Genomic DNA, 15,590 nt, shown 5'->3' with positions numbered 1-15,590 from the left:
GAGGGCCAGCCCAGGCCGCGTGGTGTTGAGGCTCAAGAGGCGCCAGCCGTCCAGGCCCCTGCCATGCACCTGATGGGAGCGCGGTCCGGGCAGGGGTGTACCCCCAGGGAGCTCAAGCGGCCTGTCCACCGGACGCGAGCATCCCTTGGGCGGCCCCATCAGCGGTCCTCCTCGGCCCTCTGTACCCTCTCCCTCGACCGGGCCCCCATCCCTCTTATGCGTTGCGGCTCACATGGTCTCCGCGCCGCGCCAGGTGATGTGTCCACTGTTCCTCGAGCTGGAGGGTGCATCCCAGCCGCACGCCCGCGTCGAGCAGAGCGGAGAGGTCTTCGTCCGTGCCAAGCCGGGAGAGCGCTTCGATGGCCGCCTCGACCTCGGGGGAGAAGACGGTTGGGAGGGAGGGGCAGCAGGGGAAGGGATGGCGGCTGCCCTTGGGGGAGGGCGCGCTGGCGAGCACCTGGAGGAACAGCGCCCGGCTGGCGTTTCCGTCCAGCCGGCCGAGCCAGCGGAGGGCCTCGGCGCGCAGGAAGGGGGTGGGCGCGTCCAAGGTCAGTTGCTGGAGCGGCGTCAGCCATTCGCGCTGGCCTTGCTGGACCAGTCCCGCGGCGGCGGGGATGCGGACCTCGGGATGAGGCTCGTGGGCCAGGGAGAGGAGCCGGTCGACCCATGCCGGTCTGGACTCTTCGAGCGCGAGCAGTCCTTCGACGGCCAAGCCGCGAATCCGTTCGTCCGGGTTTCTCAGCGCGGAGAGGAACAGCGGGCGGTCTCCGGGCGTGGGCGTGTTGAGCGCGGCATGCTGGACGACGGTGCCAATGAGTGGCGCGTTGCCGGGATATCTCTCAGCGATACATGCCCAGCGGACGGCGGCGGGGCGGTCATGGTCCGACAGGTGTTCGAGCAGGTGGCTCCGAACCTGCGGGGCCATCTCCGCGTCACACAAGAGGGGGTACAGCACACGGCGCCGGGCCACGTCCCATTGAAACAGCAGGTCATTGGCCCAGTGGAAGGCCGGGTGGTGCTCCACGAGGTTGTAGGGCACCTTGCATGCGACGCTCTCCGCGCGCACGACGCGTTCGAGCCGATGCAGCAGCTTCTCCTCGCCCCAGTGCGCAATCAGGTCTGGCAGGGGGAGCAGCAAGGCTTCCGCGGCACGGTGGTGGAGCGCCGGATGGGTGCGCGTGATTCGCGCCAGTTCGTCGCGAGAGACGCCCCAGTCCACTCGAATCAAGTCCCTTTCCAGTTCCTCCGCGCTCATGTCCTGACACCACTCGGTGAGCAATCGCCAGGCTTCGGGCCGCTCCTTCCACGTGAGGGCGATGCAGAGGTTGAGCCGTTCGTGGGGGTCCACCTCCTCGTGAATGACGTGACGGTCGGAGTGGAACCAGCGTTCGAACAGCCATTCCGCGAGCGCGTACGGCTGAGCAACGACGCCTTGCTCGGGGAAGGGGAAGCGAAAGGGATGGCGGTCAAGCCGGGCCTCCCTCGCGCGTTGCGCCTGTGTGCGTTCCGGGGACTGCGGGGCGCTGTGGCCGCGCCGCTGTGCGATGAGCAGTCTGCCGCGGGCTTTGGGCTCCAGTTGGAGGAGCGCCTCCTCCAGGTCTGGACTGAACGTCTCCAGCCTCACGAAGGAGAGGAGGTCGACCAGGGTGAAGCCTGGACCCATGCGTTCGCGATATTCCTCATCGAGTTGGATGAGTTCCCGTGCGGAGAGTTGGAGGCCGTGCCTCGCGCACGCGCGTTGTGCGAAGTCCCGGACGTTGAAGTCCTCGTTTGGGTCGAGCAGGAGGGCGCGGAAGAGGGGGAGTTGCTCGACGCCGCCGAAGCTGCCGAGCATCCAGACGATTCGGCGCTGGGTGTCGAAGTGCTCGGGCGGCGTTGCCTTCAGGAGGGAAATCAACTGCGCGCAGATGTTCTCGCGCGAGGACCACACCAGACTGGGAGACGAGGGCAATTCAGACGCCGAGTTGGGTCCGGCTGGCGACACCGGCTGCGAACACGCAGGAAGTACTGCGGAGACTAGCGACGGCGCTGGCTGTGCGCAATCCCTCGGCCCGCGGCGTGTGACGCGCGCGGACGGCTCGACGCCGTGAGTCAGTCTGCCCGCACTCTCCACTCCCGGAGATACCACCCGGGAGGGAGAGCGCATCTGGAGCGTTCGTAGCAGAAGGCGCCTTGTGCCTGTCACTCGACCGCAACCTGGCTCCAACCACACGCGCCTTTTCGAGAGAGCGGGCTCGTGCGCGGTGGGGGCGTGCCACGAACGAGCCCTTGGCTCACGTGGTGGGCCTGCCCGACTTGCCGAAGTTCAAGGAGAGCACCAGCTCCCGCGCGCCCGTGCTCCAGCTCGCGCTCACGGCTCAGCCATACAGCTCGCTCAGCGGTCCCGGCGCGATGCGCGTGCTGCCCTCCTGCCCGAAGGTGTTGAAGTCCGCGTCTCCGAACGCGTGGCCGAGCGTGTTGAAGAGGTTCGAGACCTGCCGGTTCCGGGCCGCGTCGTACTTGGGGTACACGACCGTACGCCCGTCGGTCTTCAGGCCCAGCGCGTTGCCGCCCACCACGAGCTTCGGCCACTCACGCGAGGTCGAGTGGTGCTGCTCGCCGTTGTCGGACATGAAGATGATCGCGGTGTGATCCAACATCGAGCCGCTCGCGCCGACCTCGGGCGTGGCGGCCAGCGTCCTCGCCAGGTTCGCCACCAGTTGCACGTGACGGCGGGTGACCTCGGCGACGCGATCCCAGTTCTGCCCCGCATCCAGGCCGTGCTGCAGGCTGTGTCGCGGGACGTCGGCCACGTCCGGGCCGTAGGCCACGTCGAAGCCCGAGGTCCCCGTCGCCAGCACCACCGTGTTCGTCAGCCCGCCCAGGAGCGCCGCCGTGGCGATCTGGAACTGCGCCTCGAACCACTTCAGCGAGTCGGGCGGTGCGCCCGCGCCGGTGATGAGCGGGTTGTCCTTCGGCGCCAGTGGCAGGTAGGGCCGCACGCGTTCCGCCATGCCTTCGAGCTGATCCTCCCGCGCGCGCAGCGACTCGAGCGAGGAGAGGTAGCGCTCCAGCTTCAGCCGCTCGTTGGAGTTGCCGCTGAACTCCGCCAGCGCCTTGCGCGAGTCGGCCAGCGCGAAGTCGAAGAGCATCTTGCGATCGCGTCCGTTCGTCGAGCCGCCGAGCAGCGAGCCGAAGGTGCTGTCGAACGCGAGCGACGGGTTGACGATGATGCCCGCGGGCTTGCGGGGTCCGAGCGCGCAGGTCTCGTACACGATCGACACGCGCGCGGAGCTGGTGCCCAGGCGCAGCACGTCGAACGGTGCACCACGGCGCAGGCGAGGTGCGATCACCGCGTCGAAGGTCGCGCCCGCGCCGTTCACCGCGCAGCTCAGCCCGCCCGTCCCGCTGGAGTGCCCGCCACCCGCGATGAGGTTCGAGAGCCCCAGCAGCACGGCGGAGCGGTTCACCAGGTCGATGTTGCCGGAAGACGCCGCCAGCGGCCCGAGGCTGATCGCGCTGGCGAGGTTGTCGCCCTCACGCACCAGCGGCGTGTCCTTGTACGCGTCCCAGAAGAGGCGGTCGGAGGTGTTGGCGCGCCCCCCCAGCGCCGCGCGGGTGCCCGTGCTCAGGAGCGCGCGGGGGTAGACGCCATTGCACTCGAGGACCAGCACCAGGCGCGCCGGCAACGCTGGCGACTGGGCGTAGACGTCGCGGAAGTAGGGCGCGAAGAGGCCAGCGGCCATGCCCTGCAGGACGGTTCGTCGCGAGAACATGGCAGTCACTCTCCAGCCTGCGGCACACGCCGCGTCTTCCAGGTGTCGCTGGTCATCAGCGTGGTCAGCATCTTGGAGAACGAGCCGTTGTTCTCATCATAGGCCTGCTCCATCCGCGTCAGCGTACAGGCGTCGCTCGGGTTCTCCGGGCGGCCCATGAAGTAGCGGAAGGCCTGCCGCATGAAGCAGCGTTTCACGTGCCGCGAGGTCGCCAGGCGCTCGCTCAACTCCACCGCGTCGCGCACCGGGCCGTCCAGCCCGGGGTCCGGCATCGACGTGAGCGTCGAGCTCCCGTCCGGCGTGGTCCAGCCTCCGCTGGGCGAGTGATCCCGCGCCCGCAGGAAGCCCGCATGGTTGTAGATCTCGAAGGGCAGGCCGAGCGGCTCCATCAGGCGGTGACAGCCCTGACACTGCGACCCGGCCGTCGCCTCCTGCAGGCGGCGGCGCGCGTTCTTGTCGGCGGCGTGCGCGCCGACCTGGGCTGCCACCTGCACGCTGCTGAGCGGTGGGACGAAGCCGCACAGGAGGTTCTCGCGCACCCACTTGCCGCGGTGGACGATGGACGGATCGTCCTCGAAGTTTCCGCCGTGCGCGGCCAGCCACACCGGGTGGGTCAGCACGCCCGCGCGCTCGGTGTCAGGCAGCGTCTTCCAGCGGCCCGCGACGGTCGCCGGGAGGATCTCGCTGACGTTGTAGGGGTGCGAGAGGCCCTTGTGCGAGTCGTACGCCGCGTGCTGCATGGAGGGCACGTAGAAGGTGCGCGTGGTGAGCAGGTTCGCCAGCACGTCCTGATCCTCGACGACCACCCGCGCGATCATGTCGTCGAACTGCTGGATGAAGGTCGGCTCCAGCGGATGGAAGTTGGTGAGCAGGTTGTCGTACGAGACCGAGCTGATGTAGCCGAGCCCCTCGAGCTCGAAGCGTGAGGTCGCCGCCGGGGACTCCTTGAACACCGCGGCCACGTGCTCGTAGCCGAGCCACTCGCGGAAGAAGCCCGCGACGCCGTCACCCAGCCAGTACTGCCCGCGCTTGGAGCGCTGCTCCTCGTTGTAGTCCTGAACCAGATCGAAGCGCGGCGTCCCGTTCTGGTGGGCGTCGACGCCGCCCAGGTACTTCTCAATCAGGGCGGTGGTCGTCGCATCCTGCTTGAGCGAGCCATCCTTCGCGGCGGTCGCCACGTCCGCCAGGTGCCCCTCGAGGGGCGCGGAGTAGTGCGGCCACACGAAGCTCGGCGTCGCCGAGGGCGCGCGCCCCGCCAGCGCGTAGGCCAGCTGCGCGCCCAGCTCCAGGCTGGTCAGCTCCACGCGACCGTCGGCCGGCTCGGCGCCCATCTCGCGGCGGAACATGGCGCCGGTCATCATCCACGCGGCGTTGGAGATCCGCGTGATGGAGTCCGCGCGGTTTTGCGAGGAGTGGCTCGGCTCCTGCGCGATGACCGTGGTCGCGAAGTCGGTGAGGCGTGTGAGCTCATCCTCGGTGGGCGGGCGGAAGAAGACGCCGAACTCGAGCATCTGGCCAAGGTGGAAGCGCTTGCAGGTGTCGCTCGGGTTCGCGTCGTCGAACATGCAGCGGAAGCGTCTGTCGGTGAAGACTCGCTCCATCCGGTTGCCGTCCGGGTAGTTCATCGTCCACGGCGAGGCGGCCGCGCCGACCACCGGCAGGAAGAGCTCCACCGTGGCCTCGTCCAGCGTCTCGTCCGTGGCCCAGGAGCTGTACTGCTCGATGGCGCTGGGATCGAGCGGGTTGTCGTAGAAGCTGAACCCAGTCCAACTGCGCTCGACCGAGCCACCGACGTTGCGGGTGAACTCGCGCCGGTTCAAGCGGCGGATGCGCGTCGGCGCATCCGAGCGCACGCCTTCGGTGCAGCTGAAGAGCGCGGACTGATCGAGCAGGTTGGGCTCGGGCACCACGGTCACGTCCGGGCCGCCCGTGCCGCCGCAGAGGGGCATCCCCTCCCCGATCCAGGTCTCGAGCGCGGCGAGCTCGGCTGCGCTCGCGCGCTCATGCGAGGCTGGCGGCATTGGAGACGCGTCGTCGCGCATGCGGATGAGCGCGCGCTGGGCGTTGCTGAGCCGCCCATCCATCGCCGAACTCACCCGCATGTCGTGCAGGGTGCGCAGCGGCATCGTCGCCCCCTGGGTCGGCAGCGCGCCGTGACAGCTGGCGCAGCGTTCGGCGAGCACCGACTGCACCACGCACGCGGCGCCCAGGTTCCCCCCGGGCTCACCGGGGTTGCCAGGGCCTCCGGTGTCGGTGTTTGGCTCGACGGAGCCCTTGCACGCAACGAGGCTCAAGAGTCCGGCCAGCAGGAGGACGCGGTTCATCCGGCCAGACTGGCACGGATGGCAGGGGGGATAGCAAGCAGTCCCGGCAAAGCGGGCCCAGACCTGCCTGGGCACCCTGTGGTGCCGCCGGTGGTGGCGCGCAGGTGCGCTTGCCGTCCTCTCCCTCAACAGGGCCTGGTACGGCGCGATCGCCGGCAGCGATGGCGCCGCGTCCCTGCGCCTCGCGCCTACTCGTTCCTGCCCAGGGTCGCTTCGGCCGTCTCCGGGGTGAGCGGCGTGGCGGCCTTGCGCGGAGGCGTGAACGGCGTCGGCGTCGGGCTCGGGGCGATGTTGCCGATCAGCAGGCGCGCGCCCGCGGTGAGTCCCCCGGCCAGCTCCAACTGCACGCGTTCCGCATCGCGGCGGCGCACCGCCTCGACGATCTCCAGTGCGTCTTCCTTCGGAACGCCCAGTTGGCACAGCGCGTGCTGGCCGAACTTGATCGCCGATTCGAAGGTCTCGCGCACCTGCATGTCGACGCCGGCGTTGAGCAGTTGCAGGGAATGTTCGCGATCGAAGGAGCGCACGAGCAGCTTCGCCTGGACGAACTCGGACTTCACCAGCTCGACGATGCGGTTGGCGGCCTCCTTGTTGTCGACGCACACGGCGATCACCTGCGCGCTGTCCGCACCCGATGCGCGCAGCACGTCCAGGCGCGTGCCGTCGCCGTAGTAGATCTTGAAACCGAACGTGCCGGCGCTTCGGATCATCTCCACGTCGTTGTCGATGATTGTCACGTCCACGCCGCGCGCGAGCAGCGACTGGCTCGCGACCTGGCCGAAGCGGCCGAAGCCGATCATCAGCACGCTGCCCGACAGGCCTTCGGCGATGTCCTGATTGTCGATCTTTTCTTCCTGGCGCTTGAGCCACGGACGCACCGCGAGCACGACCAGGGGCGTCAGCGCCATCGACAGCACGACGATGGCGGTGAGGTGGGCGTTCTGCGCGGCGGCGATCACGCCGCTGGCGGCGGCGGTGGCGTACAGCACGAAGGCGAATTCGCCGCCCTGCGCCATCAGCGTGGCGCGATCGAGCGCTTCGTGATGGCTGGAGTCGGTCAGCCGCGCGACGGCGTAGATGCATAGCGCCTTGACCAGCATCATCGCCAGCACCGCGCCGAGGATCAGCGCCCAGTTGTCGCGCACCACCGACAGGTCCAGCGCCATGCCCACGCCGAGGAAGAACAGGCCGAGCAGCAGGCCGCGGAACGGTTCGACATCGGCTTCGAGCTGGTGGCGGAACGTCGACTCCGACAGCAGCACGCCGGCGAGGAACGCGCCCATCGCCATTGACAGACCGCCCAGCTGCATCAGCAGCGCCGACCCCAGCACGACGAGCAGCGCGGCGGCGGTCATCACCTCGCGCGCCCGCGCCGCGGCGAGCAGGCGGAACAACGGATTGAGCAGCCAGATGCCCGCGGCGAGGAGCGTGACCAGCACGCCAGTGGCAATGCCTATCGAGGTCCAGCGCGAAGCATCGCTGCTGGGCTCGCCCGGCGCGAGCAGCGCCACCAGCACCAGCAGCGGCACGATCAACAGATCCTCGAACAGCAGCACCGAGACGATCTTCTGTCCGTGGGGCAGGGCGATGTCGCCGCGTTCGCCCAGCAACTGCATGACGATGGCGGTGGAGGTCAGCACGAAGCCCATTGCCCCGATGAATGCGACCACCGGTTCATCGCCGAACAGCAGGCCGACGCCGGTCAGCGCCGCGGTGCAGGCGGCGATCTGCAGCGTGCCCAGGCCGAAGATCTGCCGACGCAGGCTCCACAGGTGCGAGGGGCGCATCTCCAGGCCGATGACGAAGAGGAACATCACCACGCCCAGCTCGGCGACGTGCAGGACCGCCTGGGGGTCGGAGAACCAGCCCATCCCGAACGGCCCGATCGCCAGCCCCGCGGCGAGGTATCCCAGCACCGAACCGAGCCCCAGTCGCTTGAAAACGGGCACCGCGACCACCGCCGCGCCTAGCAGGGACACCACCTTCACCAGATCGTTCGAGCCCACGTCCGCCATCTGTTTCCTCAAATCATGTGTACCGCACCGGCCCGTGAAGCCTACACGGGTGGCAAGACGGCGACACGCAGCTGGAGATGCGCCAGGATGGCGCCGCGCGGCTCAAGCGGACAACAGGCCCCACGCAATCGCCACGGTCTGGATGACGGCGAAGCTCAGCAGCCCGGCCGGAAGGAACTCGGCGAACCCGAAGCGGATGAGGTTCCCCTCCGGGTCTCTCAGCGCCGCGCGTTCGGTGAGCGCCTGGGCCAGCGGTCCGGAGGTGGCCGCGGTCAGGAACAGCGAGCTGCCGGCGCACACCGACAAGGCCAGCCCGATGTAGACCGCCTCTGGAGAATGCTGCTGTGCCAGGCGCTCGGCCACCTCCAGCAGCGCGGCCATGCTGGGGCCGGCGGAGAAGACGCCGGTGAGGAGCCCGGCGGCGACGAAGAACACGCACAGCTGCGCCAGCGGCGAAATCGGCAGCGCCTGCAACCAGACCGCGGCGTCGGCGAACAGGCCGCTGCGCCCCACCGCGCCCACCATCACGAACAAGGACAGCAGGAACAGCGCCGCCTCCATGTCGATGCGCGTGCGCACAATCCGCTCGCCCAGCCCCCCCGCGAGCACGAGCGCCACCCCCGCCCCCAGCCAGGCCACCAGGTCGGGCGTCACGCCCGTCTCTCTGGGAATGGCGACCCAGGCCGCGAGCATGCACCCGAGCAGCAGCAACGGTGGCAGCAGCCTGCGGCGCTCCACCCGCACGTTGCGGTACAGCGCGCCCATGGTGGAGAGCGTCAGCGTGGCCGAGATGGGCGTCTGCCCCAGCCGGCTGCCGGGGCGGACCAGCAGGAACGCTGCTCCCAGCACACCGGCCAGCGCGACCAGCGTCACCGGCAGCGCGCGCACCAGGTAGTCGGGAAAGCTCATCACCCCGGTGCCGAGCAGCAGGATGGCCGGAAAATCTCCAATGGGTGTGGCGGCGCCGCCGAGGTTGCAGGACACCAGGACCAGCGCCAGCGTCCACGACACATACCGCTGTCGCACGCCCAGCAGCTTGAAGAGGATGAGCAGCACCGGCAGCACGAGCAACAGCGCGGTGAGGTTGTTCACCAGCCCGCTGACCACGTACATGCCCACCGCGAAGAGCAGCAGGATTCGGCGTGGGCCGGCGCGGCTCAACCGGGTGGCGTGCAGCGCCAGCACACCGAAGAGCCGCGACTCGACGAACAGCTGCGAGAGCAGCCCCAGCGTGACGAGAATCACGATGACGTCCCACGGCACCTGCGCCAGCAGCTCGGGCGCGGTGCCCGTTCCCAGCAGCGAAGACGCCAGGGCCGCCAGGCCGGCGCCCATGCTCACGACCACCAGCCGGCGCGAGGGGAGCGCCGCCTGCAGCAGCAGCGCGGTGATGAGGATGCCGGCGAGGATGGCCTGGGTCATTCAGACCAGCTCCGTGAACGTGGCGGCATCGACCTCCACCAGCCAGCGTGGATACACGAACATCGGGGCTCGGAGCACGTCCCAGGCAACCAGCGAGCGGAACTGGGTGCGCACGTCGTCGCCGGTGACGCGGAGCCACGCCGGCATCACGTGCGTCCCGGCGCCATGGACGCCGTAGGCGAAGGTGAGCAGCGTGCTCCGGGGCCCCGCCCACGACTGGAAGCGCTCGAGCTCCACCAGCTCCACCCGCCCCGCGTAGTTGGACAGCACGCGCTCCCAGTCCACCTCGAACGGCGAGCTCCGAAGCAGCGCGAGGCGGATGCCTTCCAGCTTCGGAATCAGCGCGTCGAGGAACTCCGTCTCCAGGCCGACCACCACGAGCTGCCGGGTGCCGGCGAGCGCGCCGAGCACGGCGCCGGGGTCCGTGTGGGGCTCGCGTGCGCCGGCGAGCCACTTCTCGGCGACCGCGTCCAGCACTGGGAATGAGCGGCCCAGCGCGTCGCGCAGGCCGCTCACGCCCGCGTCGCCCGCGAACCGCGCCACGTCCTTCACGTAGAGCCACGACGCGCAACACATCCCCAGCTCGCCCGCGGCGACCGAGAACGCCTGCGCCAGGCCCTGGGGCAGCTCGACGCTCACTCTTCCGGGCTCTCTGGAAGCCGCGCCAGCAGGTCCGCCAGCAGCGTCACCATGGCCACGTTCGCCAGCGCGTGCTGCGGAGGCCCGTCGGTGAGGCAGTCCACCATGGCCTCGAAGTCCCGGGTGCCCTTGCGCGCCAGGAGCTCCAGGGGCGCGCTGGGGAGCGGCAGCGGATAACTGGGCGCGTCGTCGGGCCGCGCGAGGTGTGGCGGCAGCCGCATGGGGACCTCCTGGGACGCACCGAGGTCCAGGGCTTCGCGGTCACCGCGTGCCACCCGCTCGAGCACCAGCCCGAGCAGCGAGAGCAGCACGTAGTTGGCGCCGCGGTGGTGCGCCGGCCCCTCGCCGAGCACGCACCGGACGACGAAGGCGCGCTCTTGCGGGGCCGGCAGGTACGGCGCCAGCAGTGCTTCGATGCGCGCGGTGTCGACGAACCTCGAGATGGCCGATGAGGGGAGGTGTCTATCGTGCGGAGGGCGCGGCGGCATGACGCCTCACCTTACCCGCGCCCGGCAGGTCGCTGCACGCTTTCGTTGGGATTCCAACGAACCTGGCGAAGAAGCCCTGCTCCATGGGCGGGGACGCCCCCTCGCTTGTCGTCCGGCGCGGTCGACTGCAGCACCACCAGGGAATGCGCGGGAGCGCCACGGAATCGGGGCAGGCCTACACCGAGGGCGCGGGGAACAGGGGCGGGTTGAGCCGCGTGAAGTCACCCAGCTTGTAGTACGGGGCGTAAGGGTAGGGCGGTGTCTTGAAGCTCGCCGCGTCGAGCTTCGCGAGCTGCTCCCGTGTGAGTGACCATCCCATGGCACCGAGGTTGTCGCGAAGCTGCGCTTCGGTCCGCGCGCCGATGATGACGCTGGCGACGGTCGGACGCGTCGTCAGCCAGTTCAAGGCGATTTGTGGGATTGATTTTCCGGTCTCCTTGGCCACGTCGTCGAGGGCATCCACGACGCGAAACAGATGCTCGTCGTCGACGGCGGGACCAAAGTCGGCGGTCTGGTGCAAGCGGCTCACCGCTGGCAGCGGCGCACCGCGCCGGACCTTGCCGGTGAGACGGCCCCAGCCGAGCGGGCTCCAGACCATCGCGCTGACACCCTGGTCCATCGCAAGCGGCATGAGCTCCCACTCGTAATCGCGCCCCACGAGCGAGTAGTAGGCCTGGTGTGCGACGTAGCGGGGGTAGCCGTACTGCCTGGCGACGGCGAGCGACTTCATCAGGTGCCAGCCCGAGAAGTTCGAGACGCCGACGTATCGAACCTTCCCCTGGCGCACGAGCTCGTCCAAGGTCGACAGCACTTCCTCGATGGGTGTCGCGGCGTCGAAGGCGTGCAGTTGAAAGAGGTCGATGTAGTCGGTGCCGAGCCGGCGCAAAGACGCTTCACACGCTCGAATGAGATGGGACCGCGACGAGCCGGCGTCATTGGGGCCGTCGCCCATGGGCAGCGAGACCTTCGTCGAGATGAGGGCCTGCTGGCGTCGGCCCTGCAGCGCCGCGCCGAGGACCTCCTCTGACGCTCCGTTCGAGTAGACGTCGGCCGTGTCGAACATCGTCACGCCCGCTTCGATGCAGATGTCCACCATCCGCCGGGCCTCGTTCACGCCGGCGTCTCCCCAGGCGCCAAAGAGAGGCCCTTGGCCTCCGAAGGTGCCGGCGCCGAAGCTGAGGACGGGCACCTGGAGTCCAGAGGCCCCGAGTCGTCGATAGTCCATGGTCATGCTCCTGGTTCGCGGTCCTGGTGTGCGTTCACGCGAGGGTGGGGACGACGCCACCATCGGCCCGTAGCGCGGCGCCATTGGTGGCGGAAGACAAGGGGCTCGCGACAAAGGCCACGAGCGCGGCGATCTCCTCGGCCTCGATGACGCGCTGGAGCAGGGAGGTCGGCCGCTCCTTGCGGAAGAACTCCGCCTCGATTTCGGCCATGGGCGCGTTCGGGTTCGACGCGACGCTCTTGAAGAAGTCTCCGATGCCCTCGGAGCGGGTCGTCCCCGGCAGCACGGAGTTGACCGTGACGCGGGTGCCCTTCGTCGTCGCCGCCAGGCCTCGTGAAATCGAGAGTTGGGCGGACTTCGTCATCCCGTAGTGAATCATGTCCGGTGGGATGACGAGCGCGGAGTCACTGGCGATGAAGATGATGCGGCCCCAGTCGCGCTTCAGCATTCCCGGCAGGTACTGACGTGCCAGGCGGGCGCCGCTCAGGACGTTCACCTCGAAGTACTTGCGCCAGTCCTCGTCGCTGATGTCGCCGAACGCCTTGGACTCGTAGATTCCGAGGTTGTTGACCAGGATGTCCACGTCGGAAAGCTCACGCGCGAGGAGCGCGGCGCCCTCTGCGTCGGCCGGGTTCGCCAGCACCGTCCGCACGCGTCCGGCGGTGCCTGGGTGGGCCTGCTCGATGTGGGTGACCGCCGCATCCAGCTTCGCCCGCGAGCGCCCGGGAATCACGACGTGTGCTCCTTCAGCGGCCAGCCGTGCCCCGATGGCCAGCCCGATGCCCGCGGTGCCTCCCGTGACGAGCGCCGTCTTCCCGGTGAGTTGCAAGTCCATGTCTTCTCCAGAGGTCTGCCGTTTTCAGGTGAGTGAACGCATGCGTCATGTAGCGGCGGCGCCCTTGAGAGGAAACGTCCATAATGTCAAAGTACCTGTGAATCAGATTCACAGGAGGTCCGGTGGACAACCGCGCGGGGGAGATGAGCGTCTTCCTGGCCACGGCCGACAGTGGGAGCTTCTCCGCGGCGGGCCGCAAGCTGGGGCTGTCTCCCTCGGCCGTCAGCAAGCTCATCTCCCGAATCGAGGACCGCCTGGGCACCTCGCTCATCGTGCGCTCGACGCGCGCGCTTCAACTGACGCCGGAGGGGGCGCTCTACCTGGATCGGGCGCGGCGCATCCTCGCGGAGATTGATGACGCGGAGAGCCTCGTGACGACAGGCAACGTGGTGCCGCGCGGGCTGTTGCGGGTGAACACCTCCGTGGCGTTTGGAGAAGTCCACGTGCTGCCGCTCGTGCCCCGGTTCCTCGCCCTGTACCCACAGGTCGAACTCGACGTCACGTTGACGGACACGGTGATTGACCTGATGGACCAGCGGACGGACGTCGCCATCCGGACGGGGCCGCTGCGGGACTCCAGCCTCAAGGCGCGGAAGCTGCTCGAAAGCCGCCGTGTCATCGTGGCGTCGCCCGCGTACCTCAAGGCGCATGGCACACCGAGGCGGCCGGAGGACCTCGCCCGACACAACTGCCTGAGGTTCAACTTCCGGCGCCCCGCCGACGAATGGCCCTTCCGGGACTCTGCGAGCGGCGAGGCGTTCTCGGTGCCGGTGTCAGGCAATGTCCACGGCAACAGCGGGGTCGTGCTGCGCCAGCTCGTGCTGGAGGGCGTGGGCCTGGCGCGGCTCGGCGGCTATCATGTCCAGCCCGACCTCGCATCGGGCCGGCTCGTCGCGGTGCTGGAGAAGTACAGCGCGGGGGACATCGAGCTCATCCACGCCGTGCACATCGGTCACGAGCACCTCGCCACGCGCATTCGGACGTTCATTGACTTCCTCGCGGATGCGTTGAAGGCTCGCTCCGTGAGGTAGCGAGGCCGCGCCAGCAGGTCTGGCACGGCCCCTTGGCAGAGGACGTGAGGCCACCCGGCCAGGCTGAACCGGGTGGAGCGCTACCGGGACGCCCGTGCCCGACCGCGGCTCACGGGACGGTGACCGTCACGGCGTTGCTGCGGCGGCTGTTGCCCGCGCGGTCATACGCAATGGCGACAATCACGTGCGTACCGGACTTGCCCGTGGTGTCCCACGCGCGGGTGAATGGCGCGGTGGTCGAGTAGGGGTACTGAAGCACACCGTCGATCTCGAAGACGACGTAATGGAGCAGTTGGCTGTCGCTCGCATTGGCGGACAACGTGACGACGCCACTGACGACCGCGCCGTTGAGGGGCGCGAGCAGGACGGACGTGGGCGCCGCGTTGTCGACGATCAGCGAACGGGTGTGCGTCGCGACATTGCCTGCGTTGTCGGTCGCGCGCAGGATCAAACTGTAGGAGCGATTGACCAGCACCCGCGTGTCCCACGAGAAGGTGTACCCGAAGCTGGTGGGGCTCGTTAGCGAGCCCTTGAGGTAGCCCTCCTGGAAGAACTCCGCCAGGGCCACGCCGGAGAGGCCCTGGTCCGTCACGTTCCAGCCCACGGTGATGTTGCCGCGTACATAGTTCAGGCTGTGCTGGTTGTACTGGGGCATACCCGAGATGATGACGGGAGGGGAGTTGTCCACCATGACGCTCACCGGGTCGGAGACGCCCATGTTGTCATCCGCGTCGAAGGCCTGGGCTGTCAGCACCCGGGTTCCCGGAGGGAACGTCGTCGTGTTCCAGTCCACGATGAAGGGCGGCTGGGTGTCGGAGGCGATGAGGGTGGACCCGGAGAAGAAGTCCACGCGCGTGACGCCAAGGTCATCGTAGGCGCTCGCCATCAGGGTGACCGTGCCGCGCAGGGCGCTGCCCGGGGCCGGTGAGAGGAGCGTCACGGTGGGGGCCGCGCTGTCGGTGCACAGCAGGGCTCCGAAGTCCTTCGCGAGGCGTCGCGCCTCGATGGAGTTCGAGCGCCCTGCGCCGAGGCGCGGGTCCGTCGTACCCACCTGGACCCGCCCAGGGGCGGCGGTGAAGCGGTCGGTGACGGCCTGGAGCGTGGTGTTGAATGCCTCCGTTCCAGGCGCCTGCGTGGCGAGCTCATGCCACTGACGGGCCCAGTGGAGCGCGTCCGAGGGCTTGGGAGACGGCAAGTCATACACGAGGGTGACGCTGAGGTTCAGCGGCGTGCCGTTCGCGTCGATTGCTTCGAAGACCAGGTGGCCTTCGCCGGCGCTGCGCCGGTCCGCACTGCGGGAGTCCGCGTGGTTGAGGATGGCCTTCAAGCGCAGTGGCGCCTTCATCAGGTCCAAGGTGCCGTCCGCGAGCTTCGGCCACGCTTCGAGGAGCTGGGACACGCGCGCGCGGGTGCCCGCGTCCTGCTCCGCACCGCGCTGGAGCGAGTCGTGAATGAACTCGGAGGGGGCGACCTCGCCGCTCAGCTCCGCCATGCGCCGACCAAAGCTCCACGCGCCGTCCGCGACGCCGCGCCCCTGGGGCAGCGCGCCGGACCAGGCCGTGCGCGCCGGGTCATTCACCACTGCCGCGTCCTGGATGAGCAGCTCCCGCTCCGGCCTGATGGAGGAGAGGCAATCCAGGGGCGCGCTTGCCTGCTGAAGCTCGGTCTGGGGGCTCTCCGAAGCGTCCGGGACATCACCACAGCCGATGGAGGCCAGGGCCGCCGCGCCGACGAGTGCGGAAAGGCCGCGGGCCGCTTTCGAAACGATGCGCATGTGCATTCTCCCTTGAGGAGGCTGTGCTCGCATGGAATTGGGAGCGCCAGCGGGCAACGCTATATCAAACAAACGTTCGGAG

11 protein-coding genes are annotated in these 15,590 nt (G+C 68.9%); 1 reads left to right on the top strand and 10 read right to left on the bottom strand.

The genetic code is table 11. From position 1 onward, the window contains the following. Positions 1-214: 214 nt before the first annotated feature. The 9 genes from KGD87_RS09850 to KGD87_RS09810 all read right to left on the bottom strand — a co-directional run bounded on the left by KGD87_RS09850 (position 215) and on the right by KGD87_RS09810 (position 12,703). Positions 215-1,951 carry a HEAT repeat domain-containing protein gene (locus KGD87_RS09850; RefSeq protein WP_284667200.1) on the bottom strand — a complete coding sequence of 579 codons (1,737 nt, stop codon included), beginning with the start codon at positions 1,949-1,951 and terminating at the stop codon, positions 215-217. Between the two features lie 406 nt (positions 1,952-2,357). Continuing rightward, the gene (locus KGD87_RS09845) at positions 2,358-3,755 is read right to left on the bottom strand and encodes a DUF1552 domain-containing protein (RefSeq protein WP_284667199.1); all 1,398 of its coding nucleotides are present in this window, start codon (positions 3,753-3,755) and stop codon (positions 2,358-2,360) included. 5 nt (positions 3,756-3,760) lie between these two features. Next, positions 3,761-6,079, bottom strand: a complete 2,319-nt coding sequence (locus tag KGD87_RS09840; protein WP_284667198.1) for a DUF1588 domain-containing protein — start codon at positions 6,077-6,079, stop codon at positions 3,761-3,763. Positions 6,080-6,267: 188 nt separating this feature from the next. Further along, positions 6,268-8,094, bottom strand: a complete 1,827-nt coding sequence (locus tag KGD87_RS09835; protein ID WP_284667197.1) for a monovalent cation:proton antiporter-2 (CPA2) family protein — start codon at positions 8,092-8,094, stop codon at positions 6,268-6,270. Between the two features lie 102 nt (positions 8,095-8,196). Continuing rightward, complete coding sequence (locus tag KGD87_RS09830) at positions 8,197-9,516, bottom strand: ArsB/NhaD family transporter (protein ID WP_284667196.1); 1,320 nt, start codon at positions 9,514-9,516, stop codon at positions 8,197-8,199. Then, positions 9,517-10,155: a hypothetical protein gene (locus KGD87_RS09825; protein WP_284667195.1), complete on the bottom strand. Its 639-nt coding sequence runs from the start codon at positions 10,153-10,155 to the stop codon at positions 9,517-9,519. After that, positions 10,152-10,643: a hypothetical protein gene (locus KGD87_RS09820; RefSeq protein ID WP_176421457.1), complete on the bottom strand. Its 492-nt coding sequence runs from the start codon at positions 10,641-10,643 to the stop codon at positions 10,152-10,154. Before KGD87_RS09820 ends, KGD87_RS09825 begins: the two co-directional genes overlap by 4 nt. A 175-nt stretch (positions 10,644-10,818) precedes the next feature. Continuing rightward, complete coding sequence (locus KGD87_RS09815; protein ID WP_284667194.1) at positions 10,819-11,868, bottom strand: aldo/keto reductase; 1,050 nt, start codon at positions 11,866-11,868, stop codon at positions 10,819-10,821. 34 nt (positions 11,869-11,902) lie between these two features. Continuing rightward, on the bottom strand, positions 11,903-12,703 hold the full coding sequence (locus tag KGD87_RS09810; RefSeq protein WP_284667193.1) for an SDR family NAD(P)-dependent oxidoreductase: 801 nt from the start codon (positions 12,701-12,703) through the stop codon (positions 11,903-11,905). Between the two features lie 122 nt (positions 12,704-12,825). Here KGD87_RS09810 and KGD87_RS09805 point away from each other — a divergent pair, with 122 nt between their 5' ends. Beyond that, positions 12,826-13,734, top strand: a complete 909-nt coding sequence (locus tag KGD87_RS09805) for a LysR family transcriptional regulator (RefSeq protein WP_284667192.1) — start codon at positions 12,826-12,828, stop codon at positions 13,732-13,734. Positions 13,735-13,843: 109 nt separating this feature from the next. Here the strand turns inward: KGD87_RS09805 and KGD87_RS09800 are convergent, their stop codons facing one another. After that, positions 13,844-15,508, bottom strand: coding sequence for an Ig-like domain-containing protein (locus tag KGD87_RS09800; RefSeq protein ID WP_284667191.1), 1,665 nt, complete (start codon positions 15,506-15,508; stop codon positions 13,844-13,846). Positions 15,509-15,590: the final 82 nt, after the last annotated feature.

It is taken from the genome of Myxococcus sp. SDU36 (genome assembly GCF_030168875.1).
GTDB lineage: Bacteria > Myxococcota > Myxococcia > Myxococcales > Myxococcaceae > Myxococcus > Myxococcus vastator.
Note: the sequence above shows the minus strand (reverse complement) of the source record. Positions and strands in the feature narration are given on the sequence as shown.